Below are 16,062 nucleotides of genomic sequence, written 5' to 3' on the forward strand. Positions count from 1 at the left end.
AGAACCACGCGTCAGGCGGAAAGCCCCTGTTCCCGCGCGCATGCTCTTATCCTGCCGGATCGGCGCAGAATATCCCCCTGATGCAATTTTTCAATGTGTGGCGAAGGCTTGCGCCGCCCGGGTTGGGCCAGTGCCGGCTCAGGCCGCCAGCCCGGCATAGCGATCGAGCTTGGCCAACGGCTCTTCCGGCCAGCGCGAGAGCAGGACCAGCCGCTTGTGCCCGTGGCCGATCGCCAGTTCGTCAGTCACGCCCATGCCGCCATGGAACTGGATCATGTCGTGCCCCAGGCTGAGCGACACATCGCTGATAAAGGCGCGGGCGCCGGCCACGGCCTGGGCGAAATCACGCTCTGCCCCGCCGACCAGCGCCAGGTTGAGCAGCGCGCGCGATTGCTCGAGCGCGCAATAGTGCGCCACCATGCGGTGCTGGATCGCCTGGAAGCGGCCCAGCGGCGTGTTGAACTGGCTGCGCGTGCGCAGGTATTCCAGCGTCTCGTCAAAAATCCGCTGCATCACCCCCACCGCCTCTGCCGCGCGGGCCAGATCGGCCAGCGGCATGATCTGGTCGAGCAGATCCAGCCCGCCCGCCAGGCGATGCGACGCTGGCACTACCACGTTATCGAGCGTCAGGTGCACCGCCACGCTGCCGTCGATCAAGCGCCAGGGGGTGATCGTCAGGCCCGGCGCATCGGCGGACACGAGGTAGAACGCGATGCCATCGGCGCCAGTGCCGCCATCATTGGCGCGCGCGCTCACCAGAAACGCGTCGGCGCCCTGCCCGGCTGGCACGCAGTGCTTCACGCCAGTCAGACGCACGCCCTCTGCCCCTGCCTGGCTGCGGGTTTCCACCCAGGCGCGGTTGCCGCGCTGCCCCGGCTCGGCATGGGCCAGGGCCACGCGCTGCGCCCCGCTCGCCAGTCCCTCGCGCCAGGCATCGGCCAGGCTGTCGGCCGCACCGGCCAGCAACAGCCGCGCGCCCACCAACACGCTTTCGGCCAGCGGCTCTACCACCAGGCCGCGCCCCAATGCGGCAAACAGCGCCACGATCGCGCCCGGCTCAAGCTCCATGCCGCCATCGGCTTGCGCCAGGGGCGCTGCCATCAGCCCGCACTCGGCGAGCAAATCCCAGTTTTCCCTAGAGAAACCCTGCGCCTCGGCCAGGTAGGCGCGGCGCCGTTCGATATCATAGCGATCGGCCACGAACCGGTCGGCCAGGCCCGCGAGCATGGTTTCTTCTTCGCTCAGCTCAAAATTCATGGGTGTTGCTCCCTCCCGGTTCGATCTAGCACTACCGACAGGCCAACCACGCTGCGAAAAAGGTTAGGATGGCCGCCAACGCCCGCTCAAAAGAAGGCACAAGCACATGGTCCTGGAGATGGATGCCCCAAGCCTGGAATGGGTCGATGCCGTTCGCATAACGGCGCCCGACGAGATTCGCCGCGCCGCCCAGGCGCTTGATGCCATTGCCCGCAATTGCGGCATGCAGGCCGCGCCCGCGCACAACATCGCCGACAAGCGCACGCCGATGGATGTGGATGGCAACGTGCTCGCGCGCGACGTGTTCGGGTGGACCAGCGAAAAGGCCTGGTGGCACAATCCGCGCATTGCGCTCGATTCGCCGATCACCACCGCCTGCCGCTTTGAAGCCGAACCGTTCTGGGTAAATGAAAAGGGCTGCCACACCCGCGCGCCCAACCGCTATCTGGCGGCAATCGACCTGACCAACTTTGAAGCCCGCGCGATGACCCGTGCGGCGATTGTCGTGCCGGTGCACCTGCCGTTCGGCCAGATCGGCGCGGTGTCGTTCAACCCGCTGGATCAGTCGCTGACCGACCTGGGCGCATTGTTTGCGCGCTATGGCGATATCTTCGGGTTGGTCGGGCGCACATTCATCACCAGCTATGTCAACACGATGGGCTCGGCCCAGGCGCTGCCGCCCGGATCGCGCCTGTCCAAGCGCGAGGTCGAGTGCCTGCGCTGGGCCGCGATCGGCAAGACCGACCTGGAAATCAGCATGATCATCGGGCGCAGCCGCGCCACGGTACGGTTCCACATCCACAACGCCTCGATCAAGCTGGACGCGGTCAACCGCAGCCAGACCGTGTTCAAGGCAGCCCAGCTTGGCTACATCTCGCTGCAGAAGTGATCCCGCGCAGCATGGCCGCAGCATTGGCGGCACCAGGCGCCTCTCCCAACGGGCAGGGGCGCCTTGCCGTGCGCGTGCAACCGCCAGGCACCAGCCCGTCTTTTGTGCAGGCCTAGCGTTTTGAAGAGTCGCCATGAGGGGGGTGGGCGCGCTTTATCGGGAACAGCGGAATCGCCAATGGTTCCGCGCCTGATATGGAAGAGGAAGACCTTGGCCCAAGCCGCTGCCCTGTTCATGCCTGATGCGCCCTTGCGGCTGATGGGCGGGCGCGCACGGGCAGAGCGGCCAGACGCCGGGCGCATCGTCTTCCCGCATCCCGGCACCAGCGATTTCGATACCGTTGCGCTCGGCACCCAGGGCACGCTGTGGTCTTATACCATCCAGCGTTTCCCCCCCAAGGCGCCGCCCTATGCCGGCCCGGCCGCGTTCAAGCCCTGGGCGCTGGGCTATGTCGATCTGCCCGGCGAAGTGATCGTGCAGGCGCGCCTGGTGGGCATGGCGTTTGATGCCATCCGCATTGGCATGCCGCTGCAACTCACCCGCGTGGCGCTGGATGACAGCGCCGACGATCCGCTGTGGCTGCCCGCCTTTGCCCCGGCAGAGGCCCCCTTGGCGGAGAACGCAGCATGAGCGCGGGCGTGCATATCGTCGGCATCGGCATCCACCCCTTCGGCCGCACGCCGGGGCTCTCTGGCCTGGAACAGGGCGTGCACGCGGTGCGCGCGGCGCTGGCCGATGCCGGGGTGAACTGGGGCGATATCCAGTTTGCCTATGGCGGATCGGACGCGGCGGGCAATCCTGACAGCATGGTATCGCACCTGGGGTTGACCGGCGTGCAGTTCATCAATGTGCGCAATGGCTGTGCCACCGGCGGTTCGGCACTGTTTTCCGCGCAGATGGCGATCCGTTCCGGCGAGTTCGAGCTGGGCCTGGCGCTGGGTTTCGACAAGCATCCGCGCGGTGCCTTCGATGCCAAGCCGGCGGAATACAACCTGCCCGAATGGTATGGCGCGGCCGGCTACATGGTCACCACCCAATTCTTTGCCGCCAAGATCATGCGCTACATGCACCTGCACGGCATTTCGCGCCGCACGCTGGGGCTGGTGGCGCAAAAGGCCTTTGCCAACGGCGTGCACGCGCCGCACGCCTGGCGGCGCGAGCCGGTGGCGCTCGACACCATTCTCAATGCGCCGATGGTCTCTGACCCCTTCACCAAGTTCATGTTCTGCTCGCCAGGCGAAGGCGCGGTGGCGCTGGTTCTGGCGAGCGAGCGCATGGCCCGCCGGCTGGGCGCCACGCCGATCCGCCTGGCCGCCGCCACGATGCGCACCCGCCCACCCGGCAGCTTCGAGGTTTTTGCCCCCAGCATCGACAGCGGCGGCGGCACGGCCACCGCCACACGGCTGGCCTCTGCCGCCGCGTTCGAGGCAGCCGGCATCGGCCCGGCCGATATTGCCGTGGCGCAATTGCAGGATACAGAAGCCGGCGCGGAAATCATGCACATGGCCGAAAACGGCTTTTGCGCCGATGGCGAGCAGGAAGCCTGGCTGGCGCAAGGACGCACGCAGATCGGCGGCGCGCTGCCGGTCAACACCGATGGCGGGTGCCTGGCCTGTGGCGAGCCCATCGGCGCTTCGGGCCTGCGCCAGGTCTATGAAAATGTCGTGCAGCTGCGGGGTGCCGGCGGCGGCCGCCAAGTGCCCGGCAATCCGCGCACGGCCTACAGCCACGTCTATGGCGCGCCCGGCGTTTCGGCCGTCACCATCCTTCAGAAATAGCCCGATATGGACCTCGATCTCTCTCCCCAAGACCTGGCCTTCCGCGACGAAGTGCGCGCGTTCCTGGCCGAAAACCTCACTGCCGAAATCCGCGATGGTGCGGCCGCCACGCCATCGGTCTTCGTCGAACCCGAGATTGGCCAGGCATGGAACGCGGTGCTCCACCGCAAGGGCTGGCTCGCCTATCAATGGCCGCGCGAATATGGCGGCACGGGGTGGAGCCCGGTACAGCGCTATATCTTTGAAAAGGAATGTGCCGAGGCCGGCGCGCCCAATCTTACCGTGCTGGGGCTGAAGCTTGTCGCGCCAGTGATCTATGCCTTCGGCACGCCCGAACAAAAGGCGCACTACCTGCCGCGCATTCTCTCGGGAGAAGACTATTGGTGCCAGGGCTTTTCCGAGCCGGCCAGCGGATCGGACCTGGCCAGCCTGCAATGCCGCGCGGTGCGCGTCAGCGACGAACGCGGCGAGCGCTATGTCGTCAATGGCTCCAAGATCTGGACCACCCACGCCCACTGGGCCAACCGCATGTTCTGCCTGGCGCGCACCGATGCCAGCGCGCACAAGAACGCCGGCATCTCGTTCCTGCTGGTGGACATGAACCAGCCCGGCATCTCGGTGCGCCCGATCCTGACCCTGGCCGGCGATCATGAGGTCAACCAGGTGTTCCTGGAAGACGTGCAAGTGCCGGTGAGCGACCGCGTCGGCGCCGAGGGCGACGGCTGGAAGCTGGCCAAGTTCCTGCTTGAAAACGAACGCGGCGGATCATGCCACGCGCCCAAGCTGGCCTATGACCTGCGCCGGATCGAGGCCGATGCCACTGCCCAGCCCGATGGCCACGGCGGCACCATGGCCGGCAATGCCGAATGGCGCCGCCGCGTGGCGCGCATCCGCCTGGGGGTGGAATCGCTGGAAATGATCGAATTGAAGATCCTGTCCGAAATCGCCCACGGGCAAAAGCCGGGGCCGCAGACCTCGCTGGTCAAGCTGCTCGCGTCCAACCTGCGGCAGGATATCGACCTGCTGGCGATGGACCTGCTGGGCGTGGCGGGGCTGGAACTGGAACGGCAGCGCCCGCTCTATGGCGCGCAGGCGCCGCAGGCGGTGCATGGCCTGCCCAGCCAGGTTGCCGCCGCCCGCTATCTCAACAGCCGCGCCTGGACCATCTTTGGCGGCACCAACGAAGTGCAGGCGGGCATCATCGCCAAGACCGTGCTGCATCTTTAAACCACAGTCAGCCAGAACAGAATCCGTCGGGAGTTAGGGAATGCAATTGAGCCGCGAAGCCCTGCTGAACGCCTATCGCGCGATGAAGACCATCCGCGAGTTCGAGGAAAGGCTGCACGTCGAAATCCAGACCGGCGAGATCGCCGGCTTCACCCACCTCTATTGCGGGCAGGAAGCCGTGGCCGTGGGGGTGTGCGAGCATCTCGGCACGCAAGACCGCATCGTGTCCACCCACCGCGGCCATGGCCATTGCCTGGCCAAGGGCTGTGACGTGGACGGGATGATGAAAGAGATCTGGGGCAGCCGCGAGGGCCTGTGCAAGGGCAAGGGCGGTTCGATGCACATTGCCGACATCGACAAGGGCATGCTGGGCGCCAACGGCATCGTCGGCGCCGGCGCGCCGATCGCGGTGGGCGCGGCGCTGGCCAGCCGGGCCGATGGGCCGGGGCCCGATGGCATGAAAGTGGCGATCGCCTTTTCCGGCGATGGCGCCTGCAACCAGGGCACCACGTTCGAGGCCATGAACCTGGCGGTGGTGACCCAGGCCCCGTGCATTTTCGTGTTCGAAAACAACCACTATTCCGAACACACCGGCGTGTCCTATGCCGTGGGCACCAATCGCGACATTGCCAGCCGCGCCGAAGCGTTTGGCATGAAGGCCTGGCGCGCCGATGGCACCGATTTCTTTGCCGTGCACGAGACCATGCGCGAAGTGCTGGACCACGTGCGCGGCGGTGGCGGCCCGGCGGCGGTAGAGTTCGATACCGAACGCTTCTTCGGCCATTTCGAGGGCGATCCACAGCGCTATCGCGGCCCTGGCGAGATCGAGCGCATTCGCGCCGAGCGCGACTGCCTGACGCGGTTTCGCAACGCGGTGACCGCCGCCGGCCTGCTCGACCATGCCGATATCGACGCGCTCGACGCGCAAGTGCTGGGCACGATCGAGGCGGCCGTGGCCGCCGCGCGCGCCGCGCCACGCCCCACGGCCGACGATGTCCTGGCCGACGTCTACATCAGCTACTGATCGCGGGAAGAGACGCAACGATGACCAAGATGATGTACCGCGACGCCGTGCTCTCCACGATCATGGAGGAAATGGCACGCGACCCCGATGTGGTCGTGCTGGGCGAAGACGTAGTGGGTGGCATGGGCACGGCCGGCGGGCCCGAGGCGATTGGCGGGATCTGGTCCACCTCCACCGGGCTATATGATCGCTTTGGCCCCGGCCGGGTGATCGACACGCCGATTTCGGAAAGCGCGATCATGGGCGCGGCGGCCGGCCTGGCTTTGTCGGGCAAGCGGCCGGTGGCCGAACTGATGTTTGCCGATTTCATCGGCGTCAGCCTTGACCAGCTGTGGAACCAGATCGCCAAGTTCCGCTATATGTTCGGCGGGAAGACACGGTGCCCGGCGGTGATCCGCATGGCCTATGGCGCCGGGTTCAACGCCGCCGCGCAGCACAGCCAGTCGGTCCACCATATCCTCACCGGGATGCCCGGCCTCAAGGTGGTGATACCCTCCACCCCGGCCGACGTGAAAGGCCTTTTGCGCACCGCGATCCGCGATGATGATCCGGTGATCGTCCTGGAACACAAGGCGCTCTATGCCACCAGCGGCGAAGTGCCCGACGACCCGGATTTCATGATCCCGTTCGGCCACGCGCGCCTCTCCCGCGCCGGTGGCGATGTGACGCTGGTATCGTCCGGCCTGCTGCTCGGCATGTGCGAGGCCGTGGCCGATCGCCTGGCCGCCGAGGGGATCGGCTGCGATGTGATCGACCTGCGCACCACCAGCCCGCTGGACGAGGAAACCATTCTCGACAGCGTGGAAGTGACCGGGCGAGTGGTCGTGGTCGATGAAGCGCCGCCGCGCTGCGGCCTGGCTGCAGACTTGTGCGCGCTGGTGGCGGAAAAGGCGTTTTCCAGCCTCAAGGCGCCGCCGCAGCAGGTGACCCCGCCGCACACCCCCATCCCGTTCGCGCGCGAGCTGGAAAGCGCGTACCTGCCCTCGGTCGACAAGATCGAGGCGGCCGTGCGCCGCGTCCTGGCCTGGCGCTGAAGGAGAGAGCGATGCCCGACATCCGCCCTTTCTGCATGCCCAAGTGGGGCATCGAAATGACCGAGGGAACCCTCGCCGAGTGGAAGCTGGAGGAAGGCGCGAGCTTTTCCCGCGGCCAGTTGCTGTGCCTGATCGAGACCGCCAAGATCACCAACGAGGTTGAAGCCGAATGGGACGGCGTGCTCGCCCGCGTGCTGGTCCCGGCCGGCGGTGACGCGCAGCCGGTGGGCGCGCTGCTGGCAGTGCTGGCCCAGCCGGGCACCAGCGATGCTGATATCGACGCGTTCATCGCCGGCTTCCGCCCCGCCGATGCCAGCGTCGCGGCGCGCGGCGGCAGTGCGCCGGCGCCAGAAGCAACGCCTGCGCCTGCATCGGCTCCGCCCGCGCCAAAGCCCTTGCTCACCAACCGCGCGATCAGTCCCGAGGCGCGCAAGCTGGCCGAGGCGAGCGGCCTGGATATCGAGCCGATCACCGGTTCGGGTCGCGATGGCCGCATCACCCTGCAAGACGTGCAGCAGGCGCTGCGCCCGGCGGCCACGCCTGCCCTGGCGGGCGCGCTGCCCGCGCCGCAGGACGAGCTGGCCGATGGGGCCAAGGTATTCGCCTCTCCCCTCGCCCGGCGCCTGGCCGCGCGGCACGGTATTGCCCTGGCCGGCATCACTGGGACCGGCCCACGCGGGCGTATTTCCAAGGCTGACGTGCTGGCGCTGGTGCCTGCCCCTGCTGCCCCGCCGGCCGGCATGGCGCCGTTCGTGCCCGTGCCCAACCTGCCCACGGTCGTGCCGTTCGACCGGGTGCGCAAGGTGGTGGCGCAGCGGCTGACCCAGGCCAAGCAGGACATTCCACATTTCTACCTGCGCACCAGTGCGCGGCTGGATGAACTGCTCGCCCTGCGCCAGACGGCCAACCTGGTCTTGGGCATCAAGGCCTCGATCAACGATTACCTGGTGCGCGCCACCGCGCTTACCCTGGCCCAGCACGGCGATGTCAACGTGCAGGTGCACGGGGACAGCGTGCACCGCTTTGCCCATGCCGATATCGCCATTGCCGTGGCCAGCCCCAAGGGCCTGGTCACGCCGATCGTGCGCCAGGCCGATCGCCTGGGCATGCCCGGCATTGCCGCCGCCACCCGCGCCCTGATCGACAAGGCGCAGGCCGGCAAGCTGGGCTATGACGACATGGAAGGCGGCACCTTTTCCATCTCCAACCTGGGGATGTTCGGGGTGGAAGAGTTTGCCGCGATCATCAATCCGCCCCAGGCCGCGATCCTTGCGGTGGGTGCGGCAGCCCGCACCCCATGCGAGTTGCCGGGCGGCGCCGTGGGCTTTGAAACGCGGTTGGCGCTGACGCTGTCGGTCGATCATCGCGCCGTCGATGGCGCGGCCGCCGCCGCGTTCCTCGCCACGCTCAAGGGCCTGCTCGAAGCGCCCGAGCGCCTGTTTGCCTGATAGTCTGACGGAGCACACCATGTCCCAGCGCGGCCCCCTCACCCAGTTTGGCCCCATCTTCCAGATGGCCTACCTGCCCGCCGATTTCGATGCGGCGATCGACTATTGGACCAGGGTGGTCGGCGCCGGTCCGTTCTTCCTGATGGAAGGCATCACGCTGGCCGACATGACCTATCTGGGCGAGCCGAGCAACGCGCGCTTTTCGGCGGCCTGGGGCTATTGGGGCGATATGCAGATCGAATTGATCCGCGCGGAAAACGATGCGCCGTCGATCTATACCGGCCCCTATGCCGTGACCGACCGGCTGCACCATGTGTGTGTCGAGGTGGATGATCTGGAACCGGTGCGCGCCGCGCTCGCACAGGCCGGCGCCACCATCCTGATCGAAGGCAAGGTGGGCGAAACCGGCGGGGTGATCTATGCCGATGCCGGCGCCGGGCCTGGCGGCGTGATCGAATATGTCAAGCTGATGGAAGGTGGCGCTGGGCTGTTTGCCATGATGCGCGAGGCCGCGCGCGATTGGGATGGCAGCGATCCGCTGCGCAAGCTGGGCTGACCGGCGGTTGCAAGCGCCGTTGGCCGATCCCATGTAGCAGGGCCCGCTGACAAAACGGAAACACCAACGCCATGCAACCGCAAACCACCCTCGTCCTGACCAGCCAGGCGCACGAAGACGGCAAGATCATCGCCGCGCTCACCGAAATGCCCCTGCCCGAACCGGCCGAGAACGAACTGGTGATCGCGGTGGAGGCCGCGCCGATCAACCCGTCTGACCTGGGCCTGCTGTTCAGCTCTGCCCGCGTCGACCAGGCAACGTTTGCCCCCGGGCGTGTGGAAGCCCCGCTCTCACCAGCCGGCCTGGCCGCGCTGTCGGGCCGCCTGGGCGAAGTCATGCCGGTGGGCAACGAAGGCGCAGGCACGGTGATTGCGGCGGGCAGCAGCCCGCGCGCGCAGGCCCTGATCGGACGCCGCGTGGCGACCTTTGCCGGTGGCATGTATGCCCGCCATCGCGTTGTCCCGATCGAGGCGTGCATGGTCCTGCCCGAAGGCACGAGCGCCCAGGATGGCGCGGCGGCTTTCGTCAACCCGTTGACCGCGCTGGGCTTTGTCGAAACCCTGCGCGCCGTGGGTGGCAAGGGCATCGTCCACACCGCGGCCGCGTCCAACCTCGGGCAGATGCTGGTGCGCCTGTGCGCGGCCGAAGGCGTGCCGCTGGTCAACGTGGTGCGCAAGCCCGAACAGGCCGATCTGCTGCGCGGCCTCGGCGCGGCCCACGTGGTTGACAGCTCCAGCCCCGATTTCGCGGCCGACCTGCGCCAGGCCCTGGAAGCAACCGGTGCCGACACCGTGTTCGACGCTATCGGTGGCGGCCCGCTGCTGGGCACGATCCTCTCCACCATGGAACAGGTTGGCCGCGCGGCCGCCGGCGCCTATTCGCGCTATGGCTCCACCGCCAAGAAGCGGGCCTATGTCTATGGCATGCTCGATACCGGGCCGATCACCCTGCCACGCGACATCGGCTTTGTCTGGGATGTTTCGGGCTGGCTGCTCGGCCCGACGATGGAAGCCCTGGGGCCAGAGGTGCGCGCCCGCATGACGGCCCGCGTCGGCCAGCACCTGACCACGCTGTTCGCCTCCAGCTACAAGGCGCAGGTGCCGCTCTCGCGCGTGCTCGATGCCGACGTGGTGGCCGACTACAACCGCCGCGCGACGGGCGCCAAGTATCTGATCCTGCCGCAGGAATGAAAAACACGACTGGGCTTTCCGCCAATGGCGGGACGCCCAGTCGGTTCGCTCGGTCCAGCCGGCGTCACCACGCGATCGGCCCGTGGGTGGTGCCACTGCCGGCTAGCGAGCACGAAATCCCAAATCGCCGCCTCAATTATCGCGCTTTGCATCACCGCACGATAATTCCAGCGACTGCGGGGCCATAGCCAACATGATTTGGTTGTATTGGGCGGCGTATCTTTTCATGGCGCCATCGCATTCATCAATTATCTCATAATGCTGTTCATCGCCGAAGCTAGGACTCCCCAAGTTTCTGATACGATTAGCATCAGAGTCATCGCCACTGAATTTGCATTTTTTTACACCCGGTACATAATAATAAAATGCAACTCCGTTACTTGCAGCTTTGAACAAACGGAAATCACCACGCGAAATTGCGGATTGAACTTCACGAAATGCATCACTTTGATTGAATTCTTTTACGCAGGATCGACTATCCAAGATTTGCTTTTGCAAAATCATCTTGGACTCTCGATATCCAGGAGCCTCAAATTCCTTCACTGCGTTCGGTCCAGTGAGCCGCAGCTGCGACCGCACAAACTCGGCATCTTCTTGAGACAATAATTCCAGCGTATTTCTCGGCGGCGGCGGCGGCGGTTTATGTTGCTTTGAACAACCACAGGCCAAGCTAAGCAGCAATACGATGGCAATTTTCTGCATGTGCTATTCCCGCCAACTGCCTGCCGCACGAGAAACGAAGTTAGCGGTTTTCCATTGCGCCTCAATAGCAAATTATCGCTTTCCGTAATGTGTCGTGGCCAATCCAAAGCCGAACGGAAACAGCGGATCGGCGCTGTCATCGCCCACCGCCGGGTTCTGCCGTTCCACCGCCGCCATCGTGCGCGGCAGTTCGAACGGCAGGCGCCCGCGCGCGATTTCCTTGCCGGTAACCACGTCGAGCAGGCCCTCGTCGCTCACCCCGAAATTGCCCAGCACGGCGCGGGTCTTGGGCAGGATCTCGGTGAGGATCGCCGGGCGATCGAGGAACACGGCGAGCACCACCGGCACTGTGGCCGCCACTTGCGCCACGGCATCGTAATCGGCGTTGCCGGGACGGAAATCGAGGCGGCCCTCGTTCTGGCGGCTGCCGAAGAAGTTGTTGGGGTGCAGCCGCTCGAACGGCGTGGTGGCGCGCATCAGCGCCACTTGCGCGTCTTGTGGGCGCTCCACCACCACCAGGCCATGGGCGCGGGCCTGTGCCGCGTCGATGCCGTTGAGATAGACACGCGTGCCGGCCGCCAGCGGCAAGATGGCGCCTTCGTTGCGCAGCATGACTTGCGCCTGGGCCTGGGCCTTGCGCCCTTCGGCGAGCGCGACTGGCGTTACCACATCGCGCGCAGCGGCCGGATCGACCAGCGGGTTGTCGAACAGGCCCATGGCGAACTTGAGCGTCATGATCCGCGCCACGGCAGCGTTGACGCGGGCGATCGGAATGGTGCCGGCCTTCACGTCGCGGATGATCCATTCCGGCTCGGTCACGCCGCCGAACTGGTCGATCCCGGCGCGGGTTGCCTTGGCATAGCGCTGCGCCGGGGTCAGGTCTTCCACGCCCCAGGGCATGGCAATCTCGTTGGGCGTCTGCGGCTGGGTTGGCGCACGGCAGGCCTGGCTGCAATCGCGGGTGATGCCCCAGTCCGACAGGACCAGGCCCTTGAAACCATAGTCCTTGCGCAAGAGGCCGAGCAGTTGCGCATTGTAGCCGGCGGCCACCGGCTCAAGCGGCTTGCCGGCAACATGGGGCCCGGAAATGATATCGTAGGTGGGCATCACGCCCGCCACGCCCGCGGCAAAGGCGCCCAGGAACGGACGAATATGCGTCTTGAGCGTGGCATCGTCGTGCACGGCCATGCGCCCGTAATAGTTGTGCCCGTCAAACCCTTGCGGATTGGCGCCATAGCCCACCCAGTGCTTGACCACGGTGGCCACGCCATCGCGCGCCAGCATGTGGGGGTTGCCCTGGAAGCCGATGACATAGGCTTCCACCATGGTGCGGGCGAGATCGGCATTGGCCCCGAACGTGCCGGTGCCACGCGGCCAGCGTGGGTCGGTAAACAGGTCTGCCTGGGGCGAGAGCGCCATGTGGATGCCCGTGGCACGGTATTCGCGCCGCGCCACATCACCGAAATGGCGCATCAAGGTGGCATCCCCCAGCGCGGCAAAGCCCAGCGTTTCAGGCCATTGCGAATAGCCCTGGGCGGCGCCGCTGGCCCCCACGGTCACCTGGAAATGGTGGCGCGGATCGGTGCTGATGGTCAGCGGAATGCCCAGCCGGGTCTGCGCCGCCAGTTGCTGGATCGCGTTGTTTTCCTGCGCCATGCGCTCGGGCGATACGGCCAGGCGGGTGATGAAGCTGGTAATGTGCTGGCCTGCGATCGCCTGCTGCGCCGCACCGCGATCATAGCCTTGCGAGGAGGCGCCCACCGCGCTGTCGGGCGTAACCAGCGAGCCGTGCATCATCGCCCCGGCCTTTTCGGCCAGAGTCATCCGCCCGACCAGATCGGCCACGCGCTGCGCCACCGGCAGGCGCCAATCCTCGTAGGGATCAAGCCGGCCGTTGCGGTTGAGATCGCGAAAGCGCTGCTTGCCCACGGTTAGCACCGGCCCGGCATCAGCCGGGATCACCGGCTGTTGCGGTGCGGCCTGCCGGGCCGGTGCTGCGGCGCCCAACGGGTGTGGAGACGCCGCGAGGGACGCGGTGGAAAGCTGGGCCAGCAAGGGGGCGACAATCAGGGCGGCGGCTCGGTTCATCGAAGGTTTTCCCACTTTTCCTGGTCCACATGGCCTCGCACCTGCTGGCACGATCCGGTCTGATTGATCGTGCGCGCTCACCCGCGCTGGTGCTGGCGTTGACCTACTTTTCCTATTTTTGGACAAAGTCTTGGCCATGCCAGACGCCGCCCGTCGAAATTTAAGTAGCGATCAAATTAACGCGGGTAAACCCGGATTGGCCCGACAGATGAAGGTCACGGCGTGGCGCTGAATGCCGCCCGGCGGTGCTGGCGCGCGCGAAGCTGCCGGTTCAGCCAGCCACGGATCGGCCGGTCCCACGCCACATCGGCCAGCCAGGCCACCGCCACAAGCAATGGCACCAGGCCCAGGCCGATCACCAGCATCCGCTCGGGCGTGGGGTGGGCCTTGGCGACATAGTTCATCCACACGTAAAGGAACGGGAAATGGGTGATATAGATCGGGTATGACAGCCTTCCGCAGGCGCGCACCAGCCAACCGGTGATCGGCCCGGCTGCCGAATGGCAGCCGGCCACGATGATCGCGGGAAACAGCAGGATGACGCAAGCCGCCTCGTAAACGCCGTTGAGCTTGATGCCGCCCACCTCTGGCCAGATCGGCAGCAGCATGGCGCCGACCATGATCGCCGAAAGCAGCGGCCAGCCCAGCCGGATGCGCGGCAGCCGGGCGCGCATGCGATAGAGCCACAGCCCGGTGACAAAGGGGAAGCACAGGCGCACTGGCGCCATCCACAGCGTTTCCCAATACGATCCCTGGTCCAGCGAACCCAGCGCGATGCCGCTGGCGGCCAGCCCCACGCCGCTGATCACTGCGAGCACGCCCAGCGCGCGCGTGGACCAGTGGCGCAGCACCAGGGCATAGGCCAGGTTGCCCAGGTATTCCTGCAGCAGGCTCCAGCATGGGCCGTTGAGCGGGTGGGTATCGGTCCAGCGGTTGGGCAAGGGCCAGGTAGGGATCAGCGCCAGCCCCATGACGAGCGCCACGACCACGCGCGACAGCGCGATTGCCTGTTCCGGCGCGCCCAGGGGATCGAGGAGGTAGCTGGCGAACCCCAGCAGCACGCCCAGGATCACCAACGGATGCAGCCGCACCAGACGCAGGCGCAGGAACTGGCCCACGCTCATCCGCGGCCAGCGGTCATCATAGGCATAGCCGATGACAAAGCCCGACAGCGCAAAGAAGAAATCCACCGCCAGCGGGGCATGGTGCAACACCACCTTGTCCCCCTGCCACAGCACGGTGATGCCCTGGATGTGAAACAGCACCACCATCAATGCCGCCGTGCCGCGCAGGCCATCGAGCACAGCAAAATGCGCCTTGCCGGTGGCAGTGGTATCGGCGTGTTCCTGGCGCATCGCGTCTTGTTCCCCCGGCGGTGTTCAGGCCAGCAGCGCTGGCGGCAGGATGACGGTGTTGAGCGAATCCGCCTCCATCGGCAAGGCCAGCGCCTTGTCCCCGACGCGATAGGTGACGGTCGAGGGCTGCGACACGGGATTGCTGGCAACCAGCACCACCGTGCCATCGAGATTGCGGAACGCCAGCTGATCGACATAGCCCAGGAAGCTGTCGACCGGCACCATGCGCGCGCCGGGCCGCACATGCGCGGAAAGATGGCGCACCAGCCAGTAATCCTCGCCCATGCGGAACGTGCCGGCCTGCGTATCGACCACCAGCAGGCTGTTCTGCGGCCAGCCCCAGCCGCTCATCCCGCCTTCGGGCATGACCATGTTCCAATAGGTCCAGGCCGTGGCGCCATGCTCGAAATAGCGTTTGATCGTCTGCCAGCCATAGCGGGCATAGCGCCAATCGTTGGTGCCCACGCCGCATTCCTGCTCCGATCCCCACAGCTCCAGCGCGGGATAGCGTTCGCGCAAGGCCGGCAGCGCATCCTTGCCCGCCCATTGCACGCCGATGCCCTTGATCGCGGCGGCGGCATCGGGATGGGCCATGACACGGTCGAACAGATCGATATTGCCGCGCTCCAGCGTGCCGAAAAATACGCGCACGCCCACCTTGCCCATTTCCTGGGCTAGGAACGGGATGAATCGCGCCAGCCCTTCTGGCGTCCAGCAGCAGCTGGGAAAGGGCTGCGCGGAGTTGAATTCGTTCTGCGGCATCACCGTGTCGATGCGGATGCCGGCCTTGGCATATTCCTCCACATAGCAGCGAAAATAGCGGGCATAGGCAGCCAGTGTGCGATCATCGAGGAGGAAGGAATCGTAGCCCTCCTGGCCCAGTTGCGCCGGGGTGATGCCGTTGGATGGCTGCCCCGGCCAGGCCGGCGCCTGGGCATAGTGGCCGCCTTTCTTCATCCACGTCGGCGGTGACCAGGGTGACGCCCAGACCTTGAGATCGGGGCGCAGCGCCTGGGCTGCCTGGATGAATGGGATCAGCGTCTCGCGATCGTTGGCGATGGAAAAATGCGCCATGTCGTAATCGCCGGGCGTTTCATCATAGCTGTACCACCGGCGCGAAATGTCGTTGGCGCCGATCGGCGTGCGGCAATGGTTGAACGCGCAGCCATCATCGCCAAACAGCGCCGCCAGCGCGCGGGCGCGCTGTGCCTGCGGCAGCGCCGCCAGGGCCTGCCAGCCCTTTTCCGAAAAGGCGCCGCCGAACCCGGCGATCGTCTGGCGCGGCGCATCAAGCCGCACTTGCGCGCCCGTGGCAAAGGGATCGGCCGGCACGGCTCCAGGCGCAGGCAGGCTGCGCGCCTGCCATGGCCGCCCGGCAACGGTAGCAAACCAGGCTGCGCCCGGCGGCGTGCTCGCGGCCGGCGCGGCAGCCCGTGCTGCGGCAGGCATGCCTTGCACACCTGCCGCAGCCGCCCCCATGCCGATCAAGGCCATCGCCTGGCGGCGGTCCATCG

At 66.4% G+C, this 16,062-nt stretch carries 14 protein-coding genes; 9 read left to right on the top strand and 5 right to left on the bottom strand.

The annotated features are described in order from the left end of the window. Positions 1–138 precede the first annotated feature (138 nt). The gene (locus IP65_RS08130) at positions 139–1,257 is read right to left on the bottom strand and encodes an acyl-CoA dehydrogenase family protein (RefSeq protein ID WP_054131372.1); all 1,119 of its coding nucleotides are present in this window, start codon (positions 1,255–1,257) and stop codon (positions 139–141) included. Between the two features lie 118 nt (positions 1,258–1,375). Here IP65_RS08130 and IP65_RS08135 point away from each other — a divergent pair, with 118 nt between their 5' ends. From IP65_RS08135 to IP65_RS08175, 9 genes are all read left to right on the top strand, one after another. Continuing rightward, positions 1,376–2,146 carry a LuxR C-terminal-related transcriptional regulator gene (locus IP65_RS08135; RefSeq protein ID WP_028658247.1) on the top strand — a complete coding sequence of 257 codons (771 nt, stop codon included), beginning with the start codon at positions 1,376–1,378 and terminating at the stop codon, positions 2,144–2,146. Between the two features lie 234 nt (positions 2,147–2,380). Further along, positions 2,381–2,776, top strand: a complete 396-nt coding sequence (locus tag IP65_RS08140) for a Zn-ribbon domain-containing OB-fold protein (RefSeq protein ID WP_054131373.1) — start codon at positions 2,381–2,383, stop codon at positions 2,774–2,776. Next, positions 2,773–3,924, top strand: a complete 1,152-nt coding sequence (locus IP65_RS08145; RefSeq protein WP_054131374.1) for a thiolase family protein — start codon at positions 2,773–2,775, stop codon at positions 3,922–3,924. The genes IP65_RS08140 and IP65_RS08145 overlap by 4 nt, the downstream gene beginning before the upstream one ends. 6 nt (positions 3,925–3,930) lie before the next feature. Beyond that, positions 3,931–5,151 (top strand): acyl-CoA dehydrogenase family protein, encoded by a 1,221-nt coding sequence (locus IP65_RS08150; protein WP_054131375.1) that lies wholly within the window; start codon positions 3,931–3,933, stop codon positions 5,149–5,151. A 40-nt stretch (positions 5,152–5,191) separates the two neighbouring features. Beyond that, positions 5,192–6,175 (top strand): thiamine pyrophosphate-dependent dehydrogenase E1 component subunit alpha, encoded by a 984-nt coding sequence (locus IP65_RS08155; RefSeq protein WP_054131376.1) that lies wholly within the window; start codon positions 5,192–5,194, stop codon positions 6,173–6,175. Positions 6,176–6,195: 20 nt separating this feature from the next. Then, positions 6,196–7,209, top strand: a complete 1,014-nt coding sequence (locus tag IP65_RS08160) for an alpha-ketoacid dehydrogenase subunit beta (RefSeq protein ID WP_054131377.1) — start codon at positions 6,196–6,198, stop codon at positions 7,207–7,209. An 11-nt stretch (positions 7,210–7,220) separates the two neighbouring features. Continuing rightward, a complete protein-coding gene (locus IP65_RS08165; protein WP_054131378.1) occupies positions 7,221–8,657 on the top strand; it encodes a 2-oxo acid dehydrogenase subunit E2 in 1,437 nt (478 codons plus the stop codon). A 19-nt stretch (positions 8,658–8,676) separates the two neighbouring features. Continuing rightward, complete coding sequence (locus IP65_RS08170) at positions 8,677–9,213, top strand: VOC family protein (RefSeq protein WP_054131379.1); 537 nt, start codon at positions 8,677–8,679, stop codon at positions 9,211–9,213. Between the two features lie 71 nt (positions 9,214–9,284). Then, positions 9,285–10,403 (top strand): zinc-binding dehydrogenase, encoded by a 1,119-nt coding sequence (locus IP65_RS08175; RefSeq protein ID WP_054131380.1) that lies wholly within the window; start codon positions 9,285–9,287, stop codon positions 10,401–10,403. 132 nt (positions 10,404–10,535) lie between these two features. Here the strand turns inward: IP65_RS08175 and IP65_RS21290 are convergent, their stop codons facing one another. The 4 genes from IP65_RS21290 to IP65_RS08190 form a co-directional block, all read right to left on the bottom strand. Then, positions 10,536–11,105 carry a hypothetical protein gene (locus tag IP65_RS21290; RefSeq protein ID WP_156306482.1) on the bottom strand — a complete coding sequence of 190 codons (570 nt, stop codon included), beginning with the start codon at positions 11,103–11,105 and terminating at the stop codon, positions 10,536–10,538. A 72-nt stretch (positions 11,106–11,177) separates the two neighbouring features. After that, a complete protein-coding gene (locus tag IP65_RS08180; protein WP_082349943.1) occupies positions 11,178–13,193 on the bottom strand; it encodes a glycoside hydrolase family 3 protein in 2,016 nt (671 codons plus the stop codon). A 215-nt stretch (positions 13,194–13,408) separates the two neighbouring features. Continuing rightward, positions 13,409–14,548 carry an acyltransferase gene (locus IP65_RS08185; RefSeq protein ID WP_054131381.1) on the bottom strand — a complete coding sequence of 380 codons (1,140 nt, stop codon included), beginning with the start codon at positions 14,546–14,548 and terminating at the stop codon, positions 13,409–13,411. A 24-nt stretch (positions 14,549–14,572) separates the two neighbouring features. After that, positions 14,573–16,060: a hypothetical protein gene (locus IP65_RS08190; RefSeq protein WP_197279235.1), complete on the bottom strand. Its 1,488-nt coding sequence runs from the start codon at positions 16,058–16,060 to the stop codon at positions 14,573–14,575. Positions 16,061–16,062 lie beyond the last annotated feature (2 nt).

Source organism: Novosphingobium sp. AAP1, from assembly GCF_001295765.1.
GTDB lineage: Bacteria > Pseudomonadota > Alphaproteobacteria > Sphingomonadales > Sphingomonadaceae > Novosphingobium > Novosphingobium capsulatum.

Excerpts from the sequence above, each read along its gene's own strand:
- IP65_RS08130 (WP_054131372.1), bottom strand. The coding sequence starts at position 1,257 with ATGAATTTTGAGCTGAGCGAAGAAGAAACCATGCTCGCGGGCCTGGCC.
- IP65_RS08135 (WP_028658247.1), top strand. The coding sequence starts at position 1,376 with ATGGATGCCCCAAGCCTGGAATGGGTCGATGCCGTTCGCATAACGGCG.
- IP65_RS08140 (WP_054131373.1), top strand. The coding sequence starts at position 2,381 with ATGCCTGATGCGCCCTTGCGGCTGATGGGCGGGCGCGCACGGGCAGAG.
- IP65_RS08145 (WP_054131374.1), top strand. The coding sequence starts at position 2,773 with ATGAGCGCGGGCGTGCATATCGTCGGCATCGGCATCCACCCCTTCGGC.
- IP65_RS08150 (WP_054131375.1), top strand. The coding sequence starts at position 3,931 with ATGGACCTCGATCTCTCTCCCCAAGACCTGGCCTTCCGCGACGAAGTG.
- IP65_RS08155 (WP_054131376.1), top strand. The coding sequence starts at position 5,192 with ATGCAATTGAGCCGCGAAGCCCTGCTGAACGCCTATCGCGCGATGAAG.
- IP65_RS08160 (WP_054131377.1), top strand. The coding sequence starts at position 6,196 with ATGACCAAGATGATGTACCGCGACGCCGTGCTCTCCACGATCATGGAG.
- IP65_RS08165 (WP_054131378.1), top strand. The coding sequence starts at position 7,221 with ATGCCCGACATCCGCCCTTTCTGCATGCCCAAGTGGGGCATCGAAATG.
- IP65_RS08170 (WP_054131379.1), top strand. The coding sequence starts at position 8,677 with ATGTCCCAGCGCGGCCCCCTCACCCAGTTTGGCCCCATCTTCCAGATG.
- IP65_RS08175 (WP_054131380.1), top strand. The coding sequence starts at position 9,285 with ATGCAACCGCAAACCACCCTCGTCCTGACCAGCCAGGCGCACGAAGAC.
- IP65_RS21290 (WP_156306482.1), bottom strand. The coding sequence starts at position 11,105 with ATGCAGAAAATTGCCATCGTATTGCTGCTTAGCTTGGCCTGTGGTTGT.
- IP65_RS08180 (WP_082349943.1), bottom strand. The coding sequence starts at position 13,193 with ATGAACCGAGCCGCCGCCCTGATTGTCGCCCCCTTGCTGGCCCAGCTT.
- IP65_RS08185 (WP_054131381.1), bottom strand. The coding sequence starts at position 14,548 with ATGCGCCAGGAACACGCCGATACCACTGCCACCGGCAAGGCGCATTTT.
- IP65_RS08190 (WP_197279235.1), bottom strand. The coding sequence starts at position 16,060 with ATGGACCGCCGCCAGGCGATGGCCTTGATCGGCATGGGGGCGGCTGCG.